Source organism: Massilia sp. UYP11 (assembly GCF_050434805.1).
Taxonomy (GTDB): domain Bacteria; phylum Pseudomonadota; class Gammaproteobacteria; order Burkholderiales; family Burkholderiaceae_D; genus Telluria.
The window spans coordinates 298,346-318,405 of record NZ_JBNDJE010000004.1; the positions used below are offsets into that span (position 1 = coordinate 298,346).

The 20,060-nt window shown below is 64.5% G+C and carries 19 protein-coding genes and 1 pseudogene; 9 read left to right on the plus strand and 11 right to left on the minus strand.

The window, feature by feature from the left end; genetic code table 11:
• Window positions 1-43 precede the first annotated feature (43 nt).
• From ABIB38_RS10155 to ABIB38_RS10165, 3 genes are read right to left on the minus strand one after another with little or no spacing between them, the layout of a single operon-like run.
• Complete coding sequence (locus ABIB38_RS10155) at window positions 44-1,246, minus strand: phosphoglycerate kinase (RefSeq protein ID WP_429203636.1); 1,203 nt, start codon at window positions 1,244-1,246, stop codon at window positions 44-46.
• Window positions 1,247-1,296: 50 nt separating this feature from the next.
• The gene (locus ABIB38_RS10160; protein WP_429203637.1) at window positions 1,297-1,641 is read right to left on the minus strand and encodes an AzlD domain-containing protein; all 345 of its coding nucleotides are present in this window, start codon (window positions 1,639-1,641) and stop codon (window positions 1,297-1,299) included.
• Window positions 1,634-2,386, minus strand: a complete 753-nt coding sequence (locus ABIB38_RS10165; RefSeq protein ID WP_429203638.1) for an AzlC family ABC transporter permease — start codon at window positions 2,384-2,386, stop codon at window positions 1,634-1,636. Before ABIB38_RS10165 ends, ABIB38_RS10160 begins: the two co-directional genes overlap by 8 nt.
• 268 nt (window positions 2,387-2,654) lie before the next feature.
• Between ABIB38_RS10165 and ABIB38_RS10170 the strand changes: the two genes are divergently transcribed.
• Genes ABIB38_RS10170 through ABIB38_RS10180 form a run of 3 tightly spaced genes read left to right on the plus strand, consistent with a single transcriptional unit; the run spans window position 2,655 to window position 4,462 of the window.
• Window positions 2,655-2,849 (plus strand): zinc-finger domain-containing protein, encoded by a 195-nt coding sequence (locus tag ABIB38_RS10170; protein WP_429203639.1) that lies wholly within the window; start codon window positions 2,655-2,657, stop codon window positions 2,847-2,849.
• Between the two features lie 32 nt (window positions 2,850-2,881).
• Window positions 2,882-3,874, plus strand: coding sequence for a YheT family hydrolase (locus tag ABIB38_RS10175; protein WP_429203640.1), 993 nt, complete (start codon window positions 2,882-2,884; stop codon window positions 3,872-3,874).
• Window positions 3,875-4,462, plus strand: a complete 588-nt coding sequence (locus ABIB38_RS10180) for a DUF2946 family protein (RefSeq protein ID WP_429203641.1) — start codon at window positions 3,875-3,877, stop codon at window positions 4,460-4,462.
• Window positions 4,463-4,468: 6 nt separating this feature from the next.
• On the opposite strand, the gene ABIB38_RS10185 is transcribed toward ABIB38_RS10180, so the two are convergent.
• On the minus strand, window positions 4,469-6,040 hold the full coding sequence (locus tag ABIB38_RS10185) for a beta-barrel assembly-enhancing protease (protein ID WP_429203707.1): 1,572 nt from the start codon (window positions 6,038-6,040) through the stop codon (window positions 4,469-4,471).
• 101 nt (window positions 6,041-6,141) lie between these two features.
• Between ABIB38_RS10185 and moaC (ABIB38_RS10190) the strand changes: the two genes are divergently transcribed.
• Together moaC (ABIB38_RS10190) and ABIB38_RS10195 are read left to right on the plus strand one after the other, a co-directional pair.
• Complete coding sequence (gene moaC, locus ABIB38_RS10190) at window positions 6,142-6,642, plus strand: cyclic pyranopterin monophosphate synthase MoaC (RefSeq protein ID WP_429203642.1); 501 nt, start codon at window positions 6,142-6,144, stop codon at window positions 6,640-6,642.
• A gap of 211 nt (window positions 6,643-6,853) precedes the next feature.
• Window positions 6,854-8,737: a sigma-54-dependent Fis family transcriptional regulator gene (locus ABIB38_RS10195; protein ID WP_429203643.1), complete on the plus strand. Its 1,884-nt coding sequence runs from the start codon at window positions 6,854-6,856 to the stop codon at window positions 8,735-8,737.
• Between the two features lie 23 nt (window positions 8,738-8,760).
• Here the strand turns inward: ABIB38_RS10195 and ABIB38_RS10200 are convergent, their stop codons facing one another.
• Window positions 8,761-9,654, minus strand: a complete 894-nt coding sequence (locus ABIB38_RS10200) for a transporter (protein WP_429203644.1) — start codon at window positions 9,652-9,654, stop codon at window positions 8,761-8,763.
• A gap of 49 nt (window positions 9,655-9,703) precedes the next feature.
• Window positions 9,704-11,170, minus strand: a complete 1,467-nt coding sequence (locus ABIB38_RS10205; protein WP_429203645.1) for a benzaldehyde dehydrogenase — start codon at window positions 11,168-11,170, stop codon at window positions 9,704-9,706.
• 207 nt (window positions 11,171-11,377) lie between these two features.
• On the opposite strand from ABIB38_RS10205, the pseudogene moaC (ABIB38_RS10210) reads away from it, so the two are divergent.
• Window positions 11,378-11,482 (plus strand): annotated as a pseudogene (gene moaC / locus ABIB38_RS10210) (cyclic pyranopterin monophosphate synthase MoaC); the annotation flags it as partial.
• Window positions 11,483-11,599: 117 nt separating this feature from the next.
• The gene (locus tag ABIB38_RS10215; protein ID WP_429203646.1) at window positions 11,600-11,935 is read left to right on the plus strand and encodes a hypothetical protein; all 336 of its coding nucleotides are present in this window, start codon (window positions 11,600-11,602) and stop codon (window positions 11,933-11,935) included.
• 359 nt (window positions 11,936-12,294) lie between these two features.
• On the opposite strand, the gene ABIB38_RS10220 is transcribed toward ABIB38_RS10215, so the two are convergent.
• Window positions 12,295-13,263, minus strand: a complete 969-nt coding sequence (locus ABIB38_RS10220) for a MerR family transcriptional regulator (RefSeq protein ID WP_429203647.1) — start codon at window positions 13,261-13,263, stop codon at window positions 12,295-12,297.
• A 277-nt stretch (window positions 13,264-13,540) separates the two neighbouring features.
• Here ABIB38_RS10220 and ABIB38_RS10225 point away from each other — a divergent pair, with 277 nt between their 5' ends.
• Window positions 13,541-13,996: a fasciclin domain-containing protein gene (locus ABIB38_RS10225; protein WP_429203648.1), complete on the plus strand. Its 456-nt coding sequence runs from the start codon at window positions 13,541-13,543 to the stop codon at window positions 13,994-13,996.
• Between the two features lie 187 nt (window positions 13,997-14,183).
• The gene (locus ABIB38_RS10230; protein ID WP_429203649.1) at window positions 14,184-16,262 is read left to right on the plus strand and encodes a prolyl oligopeptidase family serine peptidase; all 2,079 of its coding nucleotides are present in this window, start codon (window positions 14,184-14,186) and stop codon (window positions 16,260-16,262) included.
• Window positions 16,263-16,328: 66 nt separating this feature from the next.
• On the opposite strand, the gene ABIB38_RS10235 is transcribed toward ABIB38_RS10230, so the two are convergent.
• The 4 genes from ABIB38_RS10235 to ABIB38_RS10250 form a co-directional block, all read right to left on the minus strand.
• Window positions 16,329-16,811 carry a pilin gene (locus ABIB38_RS10235; RefSeq protein WP_429203650.1) on the minus strand — a complete coding sequence of 161 codons (483 nt, stop codon included), beginning with the start codon at window positions 16,809-16,811 and terminating at the stop codon, window positions 16,329-16,331.
• Window positions 16,812-17,114: 303 nt separating this feature from the next.
• The gene (gene sucD / locus ABIB38_RS10240; protein WP_429203651.1) at window positions 17,115-17,996 is read right to left on the minus strand and encodes a succinate--CoA ligase subunit alpha; all 882 of its coding nucleotides are present in this window, start codon (window positions 17,994-17,996) and stop codon (window positions 17,115-17,117) included.
• An 18-nt stretch (window positions 17,997-18,014) separates the two neighbouring features.
• On the minus strand, window positions 18,015-19,184 hold the full coding sequence (gene sucC / locus ABIB38_RS10245; protein WP_429203652.1) for an ADP-forming succinate--CoA ligase subunit beta: 1,170 nt from the start codon (window positions 19,182-19,184) through the stop codon (window positions 18,015-18,017).
• Window positions 19,185-19,252: 68 nt separating this feature from the next.
• On the minus strand, window positions 19,253-19,816 hold the full coding sequence (locus tag ABIB38_RS10250; RefSeq protein ID WP_429203708.1) for a DUF2889 domain-containing protein: 564 nt from the start codon (window positions 19,814-19,816) through the stop codon (window positions 19,253-19,255).
• Window positions 19,817-20,060 lie beyond the last annotated feature (244 nt).

Sequence of the window (20,060 nt, forward strand, 5' to 3'; positions counted from 1 at the left end):
AAAACAAAGCGCAGACTGGCTGCGCTAGGGTCTCAGACGAGTGCTAGTGAGCGCTGCGTTGCAGCAGGATGTCGACAGCCGGCAGGGTTTTTCCTTCCAAAAATTCGAGGAAGGCGCCGCCGCCGGTCGAAATGTAGCCGATCTGGTCGGCAATCTTGTATTTTGCAATCGCGGCCAGGGTGTCGCCGCCGCCGGCGATCGAGAAGCCCTTCGACTGGGCGATGGCCAGCGCCAGGGTTTCCGTGCCCTTGGCGAACTGGTCGAATTCGAAGACACCGACCGGACCGTTCCAGACGATGGTGCCGGCCCTGGCGACCTGCTCGGCCAGCATGGCGGCGGTTTTCGGGCCGATGTCGAGGATCATGTCGTCATCCAGCACCTCGGCGACGTCCTTGACGATCGCGGCCGCGGTCGGTGCGAACTCTTTCGCGCACACGACGTCGACGGGAATCGGCACCTGCGCGCCGCGCCGGGACATTTTCTCGATGATGGCCCTGGCTTCATCGACCAGGTCGTTCTCGACCAGCGACTTGCCGATGTTCAGGCCGACGGCCTTCATGAAGGTATTGGCGATGCCGCCGCCGACGACCAGGTTGTCGACCTTGTCGGCCAGGCTTTGCAGGATGGTCAGCTTGCTTGATACCTTCGAGCCGGCGACGATGGCCAGCAGCGGACGCTGCGGCTGATGCAGGGCTTTACCGAGAGCGTCGAGTTCGGCGGCCAGCAGCGGACCGGCGGCCACGACCGGCGCGAACTTGGCGATGCCGTGGGTGGTCGCCTCGGCGCGGTGGGCGGTGCCGAAGGCATCGTTCACGTACACGTCGCACAGCTTCGCCATCTTTTGCGCCAGCTCGTCGCTGTTTTTCTTTTCGCCCTTGTTGACGCGGCAGTTTTCCAGCAGCACGACCGAACCGGGAGCGACGTCGACGCCGTCCACCCAGTTCTGCTTCAGTTCGACGGGTTGGCCCAGCAGCTCGGACAGGCGCCCGGCGACCGGCGCCAGGCTGTCTTCCGGCTTGAACTCGCCTTCGGTCGGACGGCCCAGGTGGGACGTGACCATCACCGCCGCGCCAGCCTTGACGGCGGCCTGGATCGCCGGCACCGACGCCCGGATACGGGTGTCCTCGGTGATATTGCCAGCATCATCTTGCGGTACGTTCAGGTCAGCGCGGATAAAGACGCGCTTGCCTTGCAGCGCTTGTTGATCGATCAGGTCTTGCAGGCGGGTGAAACGGAGAGCGTCCATTTGGTCGGCGTGGCAATAGTGAAAAAACGTCATTGTACATTAGCAGCCTGCTAGCCAGCGGCGCCAAAAACGTGCAGTACGCGCAACACTGTAAACACAAGCATGCCGAATAAAATGGTCAGCAGCATGTTACGCCGCCATAGATAAAATGCAAAGGCGGCAAGGCCGGCCAGCAGCTTCGGGTTCGCCAGCGTGAACTGGACTTCGCCTTGCGTATCGATCAGGAAGTCGGGCCCGATGATGGCCGCCAGCGCGCAGGCCGGGGCATAGCGCAGCATTTCCTGCACCCGCGGCGGAATCGTCACGCGGTGGCCGATCATCCAGAACGAGCTGCGGGTGGCGGCGGTGGCCACGCACAGCACGCCGATCACGACCCAGATTTCCCAGTCAGCCACGGCGCACCTTCGCTTTCGCCCACGTTTCTTCGATCACCATCGCGGTAACCATTCCCACCAGCACCGCCAGCAGCAGTCCCAGCTTGTACGGCAAGTCGTAGGCCAGCACCGAGACCGCCCCCGCCACCAGCACGCCGCACAGGGCCGCGTTGTTGATCATCAGCGGCACCATGATGCACAGGATGGCCAGGGTGCCGGCAAAGCCGAGTCCCCATTCGGCCGGCACCGCGCTGCCGAGGAAGATGCCAGCGATGGAGCCGATTTGCCAGGCAACCCAGTTCGGATACATCAGCCCCTTCAGGTAGGACAGCTTGCCCGCCACCGGCGCCAGGGTCGGATAGCGCTGCAGGAACAGCGCGACGGTCAAGTCGCCCGAGATATAGCCAAGATAAAAACGTTGCCTCCACGGCAAGTGGGCGAAGTGCGGCCCCAGCAATGCCGAAAAAATCACGAAGCGCAGGTTGACCACCAGGGCGGTGGCGAAGATGACCCAGATCGGGGCCTGGGCGGCGATCAGCGGCAGCGAGGCCAGTTGGGCGGAGCCGGCGAACACCAGCAAGGTCATGCCCAGCGCCTGCGGCACCGACAGGCCGCTCTTGACCATGGCAATGCCGACCACCAGGCCCCAGGCGGCGATGCCGAACAGGGTCGGCAGGCCGGTCTTGAAACCTTCGTTCCAGGCATCGCGGTTCGGCGCGTCGCCGATGGCGGCGGGAAGCTGGCCCGGCTCGTCGGCCGCGCTCATGCAGCGGGCCGCGGCGCGCGCGGCACAGCGCGCATCGCAACGTGAGCTGTGGCATTCTTGCAACGGCGGACGGGGATGTCGGCGAAGGCGGCGGGCGTGAAACGGTCGGGCATGAAACGCATGAATGGATGTGGCACGGGTTGGACGCCCAATATAACAGGCGTTGCTCATGCTCTTTATGCTGAACGCATTATTTTACGGTCATTTCGACAATAGAGCGAATCCGTTAAAATCCAGTCTTTGCCCAACTTGCCTGACGGAGAAACAGATGAATCAAAAGACGACGCCTGTGGTGGAGCTCACGGCCAAGGACCTGCCGGCCTATTGCCCCAACCCGGCAATGCCGCTGTGGTCCTCGCACCCGCGCGTCTTCCTGGACTTCGACCACCACGGCGAGGCCAAATGCCCCTATTGCGGCACCGGCTACCGGCTGGCGCCGGGCACCGTGCTCAAGCACCACTGATTGTCCATGAGGCACGCAAGTGCCTGTTGTCCATGTATTACCCCGCCCCGTCGTGGCTGCCTGGCGGCCACCTGCAGACCATCTATCCGGCGACCTGCGTCGCCAAGCCGCCGCTCGCCTACCGGCGCGAACGCTGGCACAGCGCGGACGGCGACTTCGTCGACCTCGACTTCGTGGATGGCCGGCCCGGCCAGCCGCTGGTGGTGCTGTTCCATGGCCTGGAAGGCAGTTCGAACAGCCATTACGCCCGCGGCCTGATGGCAGCGCTCGCGGCGCGCGGCTGGTCGGGCGTGGTGCCGCATTTCCGCGGCTGTTCCGGCGAAGCCAACCTGGCGCCGCGCTTCTATCACTCGGGCGACGCGGGCGAAGTCGACTGGATCGTGCGCAAGCTGCGCGCCGCCCACCAAGGCGCGCTGTATGCGGCCGGCGTCTCGCTGGGCGGCAATGCGCTGCTGCGCTGGCTGGGCGAATCGGGCCACGGCGCCGGGATCGTCGATGCCGCCTGCGCCGTCTCGGCCCCGCTCGACCTGGCGCGCGGCGGCGAGGCGCTGTCGTCGGGCTTGAATATGCTGTATACCCGGATGTTCCTGCAGACGCTCAAGCCGAAGTGCCTGGCCAAGCTGGAGCAGTTTCCTGGCCTGTTCGACCGCGCCGCCCTGCTCGCCGCGCGCGACCTGTATGCCTTCGATAATGTCGTCACCGCGCCGCTGCATGGCTACCGCGACACCGACGACTACTGGCACCGCGCCAGCGCCCGCCACGTGCTGCACGACATCACGGTGCCGACCCTGGTGCTCAATGCCCGCAACGATCCCTTCTTGCCGGGCATTCACCTGCCGACGTCGGCGTCTGGCGCGGTGACGCTCGAGTATCCGGCCGAGGGTGGACACGTCGGCTTTGCCGTCGGCCCGTTCCCGGGACGGATCGACTGGCTGCCGCGGCGCATCCTGCACCATTTCGACGCCGTGCAGGGGACGCCCGGCATGCGCGCGCTGGCGCCGGCCGAACCGTGCGATGCTGCCTGAATGGACGATATCGTAAAACAGGCAATGGCCAAGTGGCCGAGCGTGCCCCACTGCTACGGCTGGCTCGCGCTCGACGCGCGCGGCGGCTGGCGCATGCGCGACGAAGCGGCCCAGCGCGCGGGCGCTGCGGGCGACCGCTTGAACAATCCCGCGCTGGTGGGATTCATCAACCGCAACTACCTGCACGACGAGCGCGGCAACTGGTATTTCCAGAACGGGCCGCAGCGGGTGTACGTGAACCTGGAGGCCACACCCTTCATCGCGCGCACCGATCCACAGCAGGGGCTGGTATTGCAGACCGGGCAGGCCCTGGCGGAATTCGAACGGGTCTATCTGAGCGACACCGGCGCGCTGGTGTTCGTGGCCGGCGACACGGTGGCGCAGCTGGACGACCGCGACGTGGCCCAGGTACTGGGCCTGCTCGAGCTCGATGGCGCCGCGGCGCCCGACGAGGCGGTGATGGCGTGGCTGGAACATGGCGAAGGTTGCCTGGCCCTGCCGTGGGCTGGCCGCCGGCTTGCCGTCGAGCGCGTGGCCGGCGAACAGATGCCGGCGCGGTTCGGATTCAACCGGACGCCGGCGCCGTAGGGTCGGTCAGCGCTCTTCGGCCTCTTCCTGCGCTTTCTTCTGTTTTTCCTGCAGTTCGCGCACGCGCGCGTCGATGACCGCCTGGTCATAGAACGACGCATCGCTGGCCTTGCGCGCCAGTTCGAGCTGGGCCATCGCCGCCGGCACGGCGCCGGCAAGCACGTACGATTCGGCCAGCGCCATGTGCTGCAGCGCGATCTTGCCCTGCTTGGCATAGGTCCTGGCCAGCAGGTCGTGCAGCTTGCGTTCCTCCCGATACTGCTGGGCCTGGTCGCGCAGGAACAGCGCCGCCTCGTCGAACCGGTCGGTTGCGATCAGGGCCTGCGCGTACTGGTGCGCGAGCGCGCGCGACAGCGGGAAGCGCTGGCGCGCCGCGTCGGCTTCCTTGACCGCCTGTTCCAGCACGGAGCGCGGCTGGCCTGGCGCCATCTTGATCTCCAGCGCCAGCCCGGCGAACATGGTCGCGCCATCGCCCACGTTCGACGGCGCCGCCGACAGCACCCCTTCGCGCGGCTTCATGGTCTCGAGCGCCTTGTCGAGCCAGCGCTGGGCGCCGGCCAGGTCGTTCTCCTTGAGCGCCAGATAGGCCAGGCCGTACTGGGCCCCGGCCTGCCACTGGCGGTGGGGCTGCTCCCTGAGCTGGGCCTCGAAGGCGGTGCGCGTGTCGCGCCGGCCCTGCTCGCTCGCGTCCTGCAGCACGCGGATGCGCGCGCGCACCAGATGAAAATCGAGGCTGTCCACGCGCTGCTTCTTGGGAATCTCGCGGATGCGCGCCTGCATGTCGGTGATCCGCTCCTGGGTCAGCGGGTGGCTGCTCAGGCTGGCCAGGCCGGGCGGCAGGTCGCCATACAGCCTGGAGGCGGCCTGGAGGCGCCGGAAGAAAGCGACGATGCCGGTGGTATCGTAGCCGCCCGCCTCCATGATCTGGAAGCCGACGCGGTCGGCCTCGCGCTCGGCGTCGCGGCTGAAGTTCAGCTGGCGCTGGACGGCCAGTCCCTGGCCGCCCATCAGCACGCCCATGGCCGCATCCGAGCTGGCCCGGGCCGCCAGCGCCGCCAGGATCATCGACGCCAGCGGCAGCAAGACGTCCTGGCGCTGCTGGCCCAGCCGGCGCGCGATATGGCGCTGGGTGACGTGGCCGATCTCGTGCGCGACCACGCCGGCCAGTTCCGATTCGGTCTGGGCCGCGATGATCAGGCCCGAGTGGGCGCCGATGAAGCCGCCCGGCATCGCGAACGCGTTCAGGGCCGGATCGCGCACGGCGAAGAAGTGAAAGTCGGCATTGGTCTCGCCGCGCGCGCCGGGCACGGCGGCGACCAGGCCGTTGCCGAAATTGTTCAGGTATTCGGAGATCGGCTCATCGTCGAGGTAATCGCGGTCGCGCCGCACGTCGCGCATGAACTCCTCGCCCAGCTTGCGCTCGACGACGGGCGACAGGTCGCCGCGCGCGGTGTCGCCGAGCGTGGGCAGGCGGATCGAATCGGGGCGCCTGAACACGTCGGATTGCGCTGCAACGGGGAAGGCGGTCGCCATGCACAAGGCCATGACGGACAATGAGGCGCGCCAGCGGCGCGCCATTGCTGGACGGACGACGGATTTCACGGTGCTATCATACCTGCATCCGCGCACATCCTGCTGCCCAGTGAACCATTTTGTAACCCGAACGAATTAACCGAGTAATGACGAATCCGATCCCGACCGCAGACCATTTGACCCACTTCGACGCCACCGGCCAGGCCCATATGGTCGACGTCGGCGCGAAACAGGACACGCACCGCACCGCGGTGGCGGCCGGGACCATCCGCATGAAGCCGGAGACGCTGGCCCTGATTACCTCGGGCAATGCCAAGAAGGGCGACGTGATCGGCATCGCACGCATCGCCGCGATCATGGCGTCCAAGCGCACCAGCGACCTGGTGCCGCTGTGCCATCCGCTGCCGATCACGCGCGTGGCGGTGGATTTCGAGGTCGACGAGGCGGCGAACAGCGTGCATTGCCGGGCTCAGGTGGAAACCATCGGCAAGACCGGCGTCGAGATGGAAGCGCTCACCGCGGTGCAGGTGGGGCTGCTGACGGTCTACGATATGTGCAAGGCGGTCGATCGCGGGATGGTGATGACCAACGTGCGGGTGCTGGAGAAACACGGCGGCAAGAGCGGGGACTGGACCGCCGAGCTGTAGGCCGCACGATGCAGTGAATTTCCGCAAGATTGAATCTTTCATCGAAATCAACGGCATAATGAACGCATGGGGTTCCTCAGCCCCGAAAAACATAAGCCAGCATGCCCTGCGCGCAACCGCGGCGGCGTGATTGATCAGATGGAGACACTTGGGGGAACATTGCATGCGGAGTGCCGACCGTATTGAGCGGAAACCGACGACTGGACTGGCATTGGTTAGCCAGGCCCGCCAGTTGTTTTTCGAGGAGGGCACGCTGCCCAGCGGCCTGGTCAACGATGCGGTATGGCGCTCGTGGCAGCGCTGCGCCAACGGTGGCCGCAGGGTCGGCGACACGGTCCCCTTCAATCCGGTTCGCAGCAACGGCGTGGCCGAATTGCTGGAGATTAACCGTCATCTGATCCTGGCCGCCCAGCCGACATTCCGGCGCCTCGAGCAAGCGTTTCACGGCAGCGAATACGGTTTGCTGCTGACCGACCGGACGGGCATCGCCGTCGCCGTGCATGGCCCGATCGACAAGTGCGGCAAGCTGCTGCGCCAGGCCTTGCGACCGGGCGTCGACCTGTCCGAACGCTCGGTCGGAACGAATGCGATGGCGGCCGCGCTGGCCGAGGAGCGCGCCGTCGCCGTCCTGGGCGCCGAGCATTATTTTGTTCAAAACAGCACCTTCCAGTGCGTGGCAGCCCCGATCTTCGGGCCGGACGGGCATCTGGTCGGGTCGCTCGATATCACGCGCGACACGCCCTTGCCGCAGTTCGGAGTGCTGTCGCTGATCGTCGACGGCGCCGCCGCCATCGAGAACGCGCTGTTCCAGCATCTGCACGCGCACCTGGCCCTGGCGCTCCACTGGCGCAGCGACGATAGCGCGGAGTCGGGCAACGCGATGCTGGCGTTCGGACCGGACGGCGAAGTGCTCGGCGCCACCCGCGCCGCGCGCAGGTTGCTGGAGCTGGCCGACACCACGGCCGGCCTGCGCTTCGGGCATCTGTTCCAGGGAAGTTACGCGGCATGCGTGGACGCATTCAGCGCCCGTCCCGGTCCGCAGCCACTGACCCTGCAGTCGGGTCTGCGCGTATATGCCAGCGCCGTGCACGCGCTGCGCGAGCTGGTGAGTGCGCCGGCGCGCACCGCCAGGCTGCCGGTGGCACAGCAGCGTCCGGCCGCGCCGCTGCCGGATTTTGGCGACGCCGCCACCGAACTCGCCCTGCAGCGCTCCTTGCGCGCGTTGCAGGCGGGGCTGCCGGTATTGTTGCTGGGAGAGACCGGCACCGGCAAGGAAGTCGCCGCGCGCGCGCTGCACGGCGGCAGTCGCGCCAGCGAGGGGCCGTTCATCGCCATCAACTGCGGTGCGATTCCGCGCGAGCTGATAGAAGGCGAATTGTTCGGCTATGCCGACGGCGCCTACACCGGCGCCCGCCGCGGGGGCGCGCGCGGGCGGATCGAGGAAGCCGACGGCGGCACCCTGTTCCTCGACGAAATCGGCGACATGCCGCTCGATCTGCAAACCCGCCTGTTGCGCGTGCTCGAAAGCCGCGAGGTGACACGGCTGGGAGAAAGCAGGACACGCAAGCTCGATTTCCAGCTGATCGGCGCCACGCACCAGGACCTCGACGCCCTGGTGAAGGAACAGCGCTTCCGCAGCGACCTGTATTTCCGCCTCAGCGGCATGCAGCTCTACCTGCCGCCGCTACGGCAACGAAGCAACCTGGGCGCATTGATCGAGATCCTGCTGGAGGAGGCCGGCATTGTGCCAGGCAGGATGGCGCCGGACTGCCGCGCGGCGCTGCTCGCCTACGCCTGGCCTGGCAACACGCGCCAGTTGCGCACCACGCTGCGTTTTGCCGGCGCGATGGCCGACCCTGGCGAACCGATCGGGCTGCAGCACCTGCCCGACGATATCCGCACTACCGTAGTGGAAGCGACGCCCGGCCACGCCCTGGTGGCCGGGCCGGGCGCGCCGCCGGCGCAGTTGAAGGAACTGGCCGACGAAGTCATCAACCGGGCGCTGATCCAGGCTGAAGGCAACGTGTCGAACGCCGCCAGGCAGCTGGGAATCAGCCGCGCCACGCTGCATCGCTGGATCAACAAGCAGCGCTGACGCGGCCCGGTGTCAAGGCACCGTTAGAGCACCTTGACCAGCCGCAAGTTAATCCGGCTGGATTCCTTCACCCCGTTGGTCACTTTCAGCGACTTGCCGGCCTGCAGTTGCAGCTGCACGGTGGGCGACACGAAGCCGGCCAGGCCGACCAGGAAGCGACTGTTGTTCATCCTGTCGTGCTGCGCCACACCGTTCAGTTTGCTTTCGCCGCCAAAGTCGTGATAGTACGACAGGGAAAGCGCCGTGGCCGGGGAAAGATTGTAGCGCAGGTGCACCTGGCCGCCATACGAGGCATCCTGCTTGCGACGCAGGCCCACGAAGTCGTCGTTTTCCCCGTAGAGCGCGTACTCGCCCACGAGATCGAGCATGAGGTTCGCCGACAGCGCGGTCATGTAAGAGCTCTGGAGCACGCCCTTCCAGCGGTTTTCGCCCAGGTTGATCGGCCCCTGGGCGCCGTCATACTTACCGACCGGCAGCGACACGAAAGCGGACACGGTGGCCCACCGCTTCTCCTCCGGCCGGTTGACGAGCCACAGCGCGGAACCGACGATCGGGTCGCCCACGCCGCTTGCCGATTGCGAGCGTACATCCACCTTGCCGAACGGGATGATCACCTGGGGGGTGACCAGGTAGTCGCCCAGCTTGGTGTAATGGACCCAGCGGGCCACGCCGATATCGGTCACCAGATTGAACGGCACGGCCAGCCGCTTGCCGTCGGCATACACCGCCTTGTACTCGGCCCGTTGATAATAGAGGATGCCGAGATCGGTGCCCGCCGGCAGTGCCACGTAATCGCCCGGATCGGTCGGGATTTCAGCGGCCGTCGCCGGCGCGAGCAGCGCGGCCAAGCCGGCTGCGGCCAGCGCGCACGCCGCCTTGCGCAGGGAAGATGGTCGGGATTGTCGATGCTGTTGCATTCTTGCTGTCTCCTGTATTTTTTCTCGAGTCGCTGCGGATCGGACGTCGTCAGAACGGATAGGCGATCGGCGTGGCGATCGTGCTCACCCATTGGGTCTGGGTGAATTCATGCACGCTGGCCGGACCGCCGAAACGCCCGCCGTTACCGGACACGCCCATGCCGCCGAACGGCACCTGGAATTCGTTGTTGACGGTCTGGTCGTTGATGTGGACCATGCCGGTCTTCAGGCGGCGCGCGATCGCGTCGGCGCGGGCGATGTTGCGGCTGTGAATCGCCGCCGACAGGCCGTAGGCCGAACTGTTCGCCAGCGCGATCACTTCCTCGTCGTCGTCGAACACGGTCACCGGCGCCACCGGGCCAAAGATCTCTTCATGGAACGCCGACATCTCGGGGCGAACATCGACCAGGACGGTCGGGCGGTAGAACAGTCCCTCGTGGGTGGCGCCGGTCAGCGCGCGGGCGCCAGCCTGCAGGGTCTCCTGCACGATCCGGTGCACGCGATCGCATTGCCTGCGGTTGATCAGCGGGCCCAGGTGCACTTCGCCGGCATGCGGGTCACCCACGTGCATGGCGGCGGCCTTGGCGGCGAGCTTTTCGGCATATTGCTGCGCGACCGAACGGTGCACCAGGTGGCGGCCGGCCTGCATGCAGATCTGGCCCTGGTGCAGGAACGCACCCCAGGCGCCGCTCGAGGCGGCGGCGTCGATGTCGGCGTCGTCGAGCACGATCATCGCGTTATTGCCGCCCAACTCCAGCGTCACCTTCTTGAGCAGTTCGCCGCAGGTCTGGCCGATCGCGCGTCCGACCGCGGTCGAGCCGGTAAAGGAGATCATGCCGACCTGGGGATGGCGCACCAGTGCCTCGCCGGTGGCCGCGCCGCCGGGAATCACGTGCAGCACGCCGGGCGGCAGGCCTGCCTCTTCGAAAATCTCGGCGATCAGCAGGCCGCCGCAGATCGGCGTCTGGACGTCGGGTTTCAGGACCACGGTATTTCCCAGCGCCAGCGCCGGCGCCACCGAGCGCAGGGCCAGCAGCAGCGGGAAGTTCCAGGGCGTGATCACGCCGACGACGCCGATCGGCACATTGCGCCACTGGTTGCTGCGACCCGGGACCGACGATGGCAGCAGGTAGCCTTCAGGCTGCATCGGCAGCGCCGCGGCCATGTGGATCTGCTCGTAGCTGGCATTGAACTCCCACTCGGCCTTGCCGGAGATGGAGCCGGATTCACGCTTGATCCAAGTGACGATCTCCTGGCCGCGCGCGTGCAGCAGCTCGGCCGCCTTGCGGATGATGCCCGCGCGGCGGTCGAACGGCGTCGCCGCCCACGCCTGCTGCGCATCGTAGGCCTGCTGCACGGCGCGATCGATATCGGCGGCGTCGCCCAGGCCGGTCTGGGCCAGCACCTGGTCCGTGGCCTTCTCCAGCACGTCGGCGGTGCCGCCGCCGGCGTCGCGCCAGCCGCTCGAATAGATCTTGCCGTTCCAGCCGTTGGTTGCCTGTTCAAATGCATTCATGGGTGTCTCCTTTATGGTTGGTAATGTCGGTGCGTTTCAAGCACGGGTGTTGCTTCACTACCTATCGCAAAAGGCGTGCCAATCGGAATGCGCCATACGGGACGATGCAAGCCTTTGATCATGCTGAGTTTTTTCTTGAGGCCGAACGGCGCAGGCAAGCCGCGGGGGACGCGGTGTAGCAAGTTGCACAGGGGTGTCGCAAGCTGCGACATGTGCAAGGCAGTCGATCGGGGGAATGGTGATGACGGACGTGCGGGTGCTGAAAAGCATGACGGCAGGAGCGGGGGTTGGACGGCCGGGATCGACGCCTGAGCAGTTCGACAACTTGCCCAATGCTGTAGACAAGGTCCATAGTCGGCCTATACTGATGGGCGACGCGCAATGCGTTTTCCCCTACTTCAACCTGCTATCTGCCCGAGAGGATGTGTCATGACGACCGCATACCCGCAGTTCACCGCAGCGACTGTCCAGCTGAACGCCCTGCCCTATCAAGATGCATTCCTGAAAATCGCCAATGTCTACGCGGATTCGACCCGCGCCAGCCTCGAGCAGCTGTGGATCAGCTCCTCCAAGATCGTCATGGAAGAGACGATGAAGGCCTTCATTGCCGCCTCGCAGTCCTGCGCCGAAGCCTTGACCAGGAATGCCGTATCGGTCCAGCAGCAGTCATTCGGCCGGCTCATCAACGCCAACCAGAAGGCGGTCGAGATCATGGGCCAGAGCTTCGCCGACGCCATGGCGTCCGGCTGGAAACCCGCGCGCTGAGCGCCGCGGCGTCGTCCCCATTCAACACGAAGCGGCAGGCGCATACGGCCATGAACTGATTGCCACCGGCGGTCGACAGCAAGCAGTGACGTAAAGGTATATTGCAGAGCTAAGCTGCTGCTATCATGCCAGCTTTTCTCTGCGGCAATGGCCGCCTGCTTGGTTACCGATATGAACAGCGCCCAGGCCCATGCGCTGAAGCCCAGGAATACGAATTCGACACGCTCAATATGCAGGTCGGCAAGGCGGCGACTGCACCGCAGTGCGAGCACTGCAAGCCCCGCAAGTGGCCACGGATCAACGCAGCAACGCGCCGGTTCTGGGGGCCAAACACATTTATTTACGGGTGAGTACTCAGGTCAGGCTGCCCAACCCTTCGGCAGCGGCAATCCCTCCTCGATCGCGAGGCGCTCCATCGCCGCTTCCAGCACCACCCGCGCGCGGCCCGAGGCCAGCGCCAGCTCGGCATGCAGCGCCGCGTCCTGCGGATTGCGCGAAGCGCAATGCTGGCTGTAGCGTTCGAAACTGCCCACCATGAGCAGCAATTCGGTCAGGTGACGTGGACATTCGCAGGTCAGGCGGTTGCCGGCAGCCGCGATATTGGCCAGGTCTTCGTCGGCAAACCGTGGCGGCGCCACGGCGGCGGCAGCCGGTTCCTGCAGCGCCGGGCGGTGGCCGGTCAGGGCCGACTGGCACAGCAGCGCCAGCTCGTTCAGGTCGGCGGGGATGCGCGCGACCAGGCAGCCTTGCGCGCGCAGGGTGCGGATCGTGGCGCTGGAACAGAATCGGTACAACACGACGACCGCGGCCACGCCGGTCGCTTCGCGCGCCGTGGCAATGGCGGGCATCACCCGCTCGTCGAGCTCGGATTGTTCGATCACCAGCACGTCAGCGCCTGTGTTGCGTGGTAATTCTTCGGCCATCGCCAGGCCGGCACTGTGGCCGCGCACGTCCAGGCCAAGCGAGTGCTGCCCCATGACCGCGACGCGCCGCGCCAGCATGGCGCCCACCAGCAACACGCGCACCGGCGCAGCCTGGATGGCCCGGGACTGCCCATCCAGGCCCAGCATCGATTGCAGCTGGTCGCGGTTCAGGCCAGCGAGCACGCCGATCGAATGGCCCTGGTCGACCAGCTGCTTGAGCAGGCCGAGACGCGCCACCTGCTCGGCGGAATAAAGGCGCTGTCCGCGCTCGGAGCGCTGGGCATCCGACAGGCTGTAACGGCGCTCCCATACGCGCAGCGTTTCAACCGGCAAACCCGCCAACCGTGCGGCGGCGCCCGTGCGGTACATGATCCGCTCTTGTCCCGTCTTGACTGAATCCGTCATCGTGCATCCCAACGTTGTATCAATTGATTTTGAAAATGAATGGTGTCACAACTTGCCGCGCATTGCAGCTCCATGCTCAACAGTGCGAGGCCCGAGCGAGCTACCGGTTGGATCGTTTCCATCGGCCCTGCCCAACAAGCCAACTAAACGAACCATGATTGAACCTATTTTATAGGACAAAGACGCTACACACATTAGACCAAATTACAAAATGGCGGTAAATTTATCCCAGATCGGTTCAACTTGAACCATCACAAACCCACTCACGGAGTTGATAATGAAAAAGATCCTGATCGCTTTGCCCCTCGCATTCGCCTTCGCTTCGGCCCAGGCAGCCGATATCGTGGATACCGCCAAGTCGGCCGGCACCTTCAATACCCTGGTCACTGCAGTCCAGGCTGCCGGCCTGACCGACACCCTGAAAGGTCCGGGTCCGTTCACCGTCTTCGCCCCGACCGACGCGGCCTTCGCGAAGATCCCGAAAGCCAAGCTCGACGCCCTGCTGAAAGACAAGGCCGCGCTGTCCAAGGTGCTGACCTACCACGTGGTGCCGGGCAAGGTCATGGCTGCCAACGTCAAGCCTGGCGACGTCAAGACCGTGGAAGGCAGCGCATTCGCGGTGAAAGTCGCGGGCGGCAAGGTCATGGTCGACAACGCCACCGTCACCAAGACCGACATCGCAGCCGACAATGGCGTGATCCATGTGATCGATACGGTCATCATGCCGAAGTAAGCAAGCGCTTCTCCTCGATCGCTTCTCCTCGATCGCTTCTCCTCGAGCGCCTCTCCTCGCCAGGCCGCGCCCCCGTGCTGGCCAGGCCCGCGGCGGGGAACGATGTCAGCTTCATGCTTGAAGACATCGTGGTAAATTGCCGGCTTGCATGCGGCACCCGGCCGCGGCACTGATCGACGAGGATGGAATGACATTTCGCTTGCTGACGATGGTAGCGGCCCTGCTGGCCGCTACCACCGCGACGGCCGCGCCGCGCGGCTTTACCGTGGAAGACCTGGTCAATATGGAGCGGGTGGGCAGCCCGGCCGTGTCGCCGGACGCCACGCGCGTGATCTATACCGTGCGCAGCACGGACATGGAAAAGAACCGCGGCAATACCCAACTGTGGATGGTCGACCTGCGCGCCGCCAAGCCGGCGCCGCAGCGCCTGACCCAGGATGCGTCCAGCAGCAACGACCCGGAATGGTCACCCTCCGGCGACGCCGTCTACTTCCTGTCGGCGCGCTCGGGCTCGTCGCAGGTATGGCGCCAGCCGGTCGCCGGCGGCGAGGCGGTGCAGGTGACGAACCTGCCGCTGGACGTCGACAACTTCCGCCTCGCGCCAGGCGGTGACCGGCTCGCCTTCAGCCTGGCCGTGTTCCGCGACTGCGCCGATCTGGCCTGCACCAGGTCGCGCCTCGATGCCAAAGAGAAGGACAAGGCCAGCGGCAAGGTCTATGACCGCCTGTTCGTGCGTCACTGGGACACCTGGAACGACCACCGCAACGCGGTGCTGTTCTCGGCGCCGCTGGGCGCGGATGGCAAGGTCGGCAGCGAACCGGTCAGCCTGTCCGGCTCGCTCGACGGCGACGTGCCTTCGAAGCCGTTCGGCGACCGCGAGGAATACCGCTTCAGCCCGGACGGCAAGACCATCGTGTTCTCGAGCCGCATCGCCGGCAAGACCGAAGCCTGGTCGACCAACTTCGACCTGTACAGCGTGCCGGCCGCGGGCGGCGCGGCGCCGCGCAACCTGACCCAGGACAATCCGGCCTGGGACACGAAAGGTACTTTCTCGCCTGACGGCCGCACCCTCGCTTACCTGGCCATGGCGCGTCCCGGCTTCGAGGCCGACCGCTACCAGGTCATGCTAATCGACGTGGCCACCGGCGAAAAGCGCAAGCTGGCCGCCGACTGGGACCGTTCGGCCGGCAGCCTGGTCTGGCGCGCGGACGGCAAGGCGCTGATCGTCGATGCCGAAGACATCGGCCAGCACCGCCTGTTCTCGATCGACGTCGCCAGCGGCAAGGTGACGCCGCTGACCGACAAGGGCGCGGTCGGCGCCTATGACCTGCGGCGCGACACGCTGGTCTATACCCACGCCAACCTGCAGTCGGGCGCGCAGCTGTTCTCGATGAAGCTGGGTGGCAAGCCGAAGCAGCTAACCGATGTGAACAGCGAACGTTTGAAAGACGTGCGCTTTGGCGAGTCCGAGCAGTTCTCGTTTGCCGGCGCCAATGGCGAAACCGTCTACGGCTACGTGATGAAGCCATGGAATGCGCAGCCGGGCCAGAAGTATCCGGTCGCCTTCATCGTCCACGGCGGCCCGCAGGGCAGCTTCGGCAACAGCTGGAGCTATCGCTGGAATCCGCAGGTGTACGCCGGCGCGGGCTATGCGGCCGTGTTCATCGACTTCCACGGTTCGACCGGCTATGGCCAGAAGTTCACGGACTCGATCAGCAACGACTGGGGCGGCAAGCCGCTGGTCGACCTGCAGAAGGGTTATGACGCGGCGGTGCAGAAGTTCTCGTGGCTCGACCGTTCACGCGACTGCGCGCTGGGGGCGTCGTACGGCGGCTACATGATGAACTGGATCGCGGGTAACTGGTCGGATGAGTTCAAATGCATCGTGAACCACGACGGCGTGTTCGATACGCGCGGCATGGCGTACTCGACCGAAGAGCAGTGGTTCACCGATTGGGAGAGTGGCGGGCCGTACTTCAAGGTGCCGGAGAACCATGAACGCTTCAACCCGGTTCATCACGTGAACAAGTGGAAGACGCCGATGCTGGTGATCCAGGGCGATCTGGACTTCCGGATTCCTACCGCGCAGGCGCTGGGCACTTTCACTGCGCTGCAGCGCATGGGTGTGGAGAGCAAGCTGCTGGTGTTCCCGGATGAGAACCACTGGGTGCTCAAGCCGGCGAACTCGGTGCAGTGGCATCACACGGTGCTGGGGTGGTTGGATCAGTACTTGAAACCGCAAGCGGCGTCACCTGATCGGCAGTAGAAAAACGAAAGAGAGACCGCCTAGGCGGTCTCTCTTATCGAATGGAGCTAGATCTTTTAACGCTGATTATGGAGCGGCAGGAGCGGCGCAACCGGCTGGCATGTAATCCGTTTCAGCGAAGTTGGTGGCGACGCATGCATAAGTACCATCATCAGCACGATTCAGTGCGATGGTTGGGTTCGTACCCAGGCGGCCAGGCGAGGCGATCGTGCAAGTCAGCGAGCCAACGCCGTCGGCGTCCGGCACAGTTGCTGCGATGGCGGTGCAGTTGCCGGTCGTAGCCGACAGGCCTGCCGCTGCGAGGTATGCGTCAGCGCCAGCCGCTGCGCCATCGACTTCTGGCAGACCTTGCACCACAGCCATTTCGTAGCCAGTTTTACCGCCCGAGATGTCGGCGTAGGCGGCTGCGGCCTTGGCCTTGGCGATGTAGTCCTGGTAGGCCGGGATTGCGACGGCAGCCAGGATACCGATGATCGCGACAACGATCATCAGTTCGATCAGGGTGAAGCCGCCTTCGGCTTTCTTGGTTTGCATTTGCTTGAAGTTCATTTTTCTCTCCAGGGTGGTAGTTCGAAGTTGGGACGACGTATCTTGTACTGCTCAGCTGCTACGCTTTCCTATACGCAAGTGGCGTGCCAGCCCGAAAACAGCAAGAAACGGTCGATTTTATTAATACCGAGATAACAAACCCCTGTCCCACGACAAAAATTGACGCCTCCGGTGACAAAATTTGTCAGTGTCGTAAGGCAATTTTTGTCAGGCGATCAAAATTGGCGGCGCGAAATGAAATCCACAATAAAAACAGGGAGCCGAAGCTCCCCGTTCTAGCTGCCGATCAAGCGCTCGTCAGGATTACAGCATCGCCTTCAGCAGACGCGCCATTTCCGACGGGTTCTTGGTGACAGTGATGCCGCAGGCTTCCATGATTTCCAGCTTGGCTTGCGCGGTATCGGCGCCGCCCGAGATCAGCGCGCCGGCGTGGCCCATGCGCTTGCCCGGAGGCGCGGTGACGCCGGCGATGAAGCCGACGACCGGCTTCTTCATGTTGTCCTTGATCCAGTAAGCGGCGTTCGCCTCGTCCGGACCGCCGATTTCGCCGATCATGATGACCGCGTCGGTATCAGGATCGTCGTTGAACATGCGCATCACGTCGATGTGCTTCAGACCGTTGATCGGGTCGCCGCCGATGCCGACTGCCGACGATTGGCCCAGGCCCAGTGCGGTCAGCTGGCCGACTGCTTCATAGGTCAGGGTGCCCGAACGCGACACGACGCCGATACGGCCCTTGCGGTGGATGTGACCCGGCATGATGCCGATCTTGATTTCGTCAGGGGTGATCAGGCCTGGGCAGTTCGGGCCCAGCAGCAGGGTCTTGGAACCGGCTTTGGCCATGCGATCCTTGATTTCCATCATGTCGCGGACTGGGATGCCTTCGGTGATGCAGATTGCCAGGTCCAGCTCGGCTTCGACGGCTTCCCAAATGGCGGCGGCTGCGCCTGCCGGTGGGACGTAGATGACCGAGACGGTGGCGCCGGTTTCGGCCTTGGCTTCCTTGACCGATGCGTAGATCGGGATGCCCTCGAAATCTTCACCGGCTTTCTTCGGGTTCACGCCTGCGACGAAGGCTTCCTTGCCGTTCGCGTAGTCGCGGCACATACGGGTGTGGAACTGGCCGGTCTTGCCGGTGATACCTTGGGTGATGACTTTGGTGTCTTTGTTGATCAGAATCGACATTTTTATATCCTTAGCGAATTAGGCTTTACCAGCGGCAGCGGCAACGACCGACTTCGCTGCGTCTTCCATCGTGTCTGCGGCGATGATTGGCAGACCCGAGTCAGCCAGCATCTTCTTGCCCAGGTCTTCGTTGGTGCCCTTCATGCGCACGACCAGCGGCACTTGCAGCGACACGGCTTTCGATGCGGTGATCACGCCTTCGGCGATGACGTCGCAACGCATGATGCCGCCGAAGATGTTGACCAGGATGGCCTTCAGTTCCGGGTTCTTCAGCATGATCTTGAATGCTTCGGTCACTTTCTCGGCCGTAGCACCACCGCCCACGTCCAGGAAGTTGGCCGGCTCGCCGCCGAACAGCTTGATGGTGTCCATGGTGGCCATGGCCAGGCCGGCGCCGTTCACCAGGCAGCCGATGTTGCCGTCGAGCGAAATGTAGGCCAGGTCGAACTTCGACGCTTCGACTTCGGCTGGATCTTCTTCGTCCAGGTCGCGGTAGGCGACGATCTCTGGGTGACGGAACAGCGCGTTGGCGTCGAAGTTGAATTTCGCGTCCAGGGCGATGATCTTGCCCGAGCCGGTGACGATCAGCGGGTTGATTTCGGCCAGCGATGCGTCGGTTTCCCAGTAGGCTTTGTACAGGCCTTGCAGGTTGGCTCGCACGTCGGCGATCGAGCCTTCCGGCACGCCGATCTTGGCGGCGACAGCGTCGGCGTCGGCGTCGGTCAGGCCGACGGCCGGATCGATCACGACGTTGTGGATTTTCTCAGGGTTGCTGTGCGCGACTTCTTCGATGTCCATGCCGCCTTCCGACGAGGCCATCAGCACGACCTTCTGGGTCACGCGGTCGGTAACCAGCGAGATGTACAGTTCCTGCTTGATGTCGGCGCCTTCTTCGATCATCAGGCGACGCACTTTCTGGCCTTCCGGGCCGGTCTGGTGCGTCACCAGCTGCATGCCCATGATCTGGTCGGCGTATTCCTTGACCTGTTCCAGCGACTTGGCGACCTTGACGCCACCACCCTTGCCACGGCCACCAGCGTGGATCTGGGCCTTGACCACCCAGACCGGACCGCCCAGCTCCTCGGCGGCCTTGACAGCCTCTTCCACCGACATGCACGGAATGCCGCGCGGAACGGTCACTCCGAATTTTCGGAGGATCTCTTTGCCCTGGTACTCATGGATCTTCATGCTGGCTTCCCTTCTTCTATTACTGAATTAGAAATACGGTTGGACTACAAAAATAAAAACGACGAACGCTAACCCGAGACGGCCTTGATCGACCAGCGTGGGTAGTATTTGGCCACGGCAGGGCCGTCGCTTTGCAGGGCATGGCAACGGTCGAGCTCAAATGGACGGTCGGTCGACGAGCCGCCGAGCCCACCTGGGGCATCGACATTGTCGTCAGCAAAGGCTTGCAAGGCTGCGGTCGGCAGCACCTGGGCCAATTCGGTCAGATGGGTGCAGCCGAGCACGCCGGATAGGCGGTCTTTCAGATGCAACCGGAAATGGTTCACGAGCGAGAGCCCGATCAACTTCTTGTAGGCAGGGCCGATGGTATCGCAGTAGCCCGGATACGGGACGGCATCGGATGCGGCTTCGGCATCGACGATGTTCAGGTCGCGGTCGATGGTCACGCGCAGCTTGAGGTCGTGCACCGGCATGCCGCCGGGCCGTTCGCCGGAAGCAAGCGCGATAGTACGCGTCTTCACATCGCGGATGCTGGCATCGAGGTCCCACAAGCCATCGTCGCGCGCGAACGCTTCGACTGTGATGGCGCGCGTATGCCGGAGCGAGCGCGATACGGGAGGTGACAAAGGCATAAATACCAGTGCCGTCGAAACGGCGGTTAGTGATGCAGCCGGTGTGCTTCTTGCACGTTGCCGCAGCTTCTGCGACAACAACCGCTCATGCGGCGCTGCTTAAACCCGCAAAGTTTAGCACAGCGTCCACAGCGGCGCATGGGAAAGAAAGGTCGGTAAGGGATACTACGGGGAGATGAAGGGACTTCACGGAAACATGACGGCGCGTTGACCGCTTATATTATTCGCCTGTCGATAATGAACA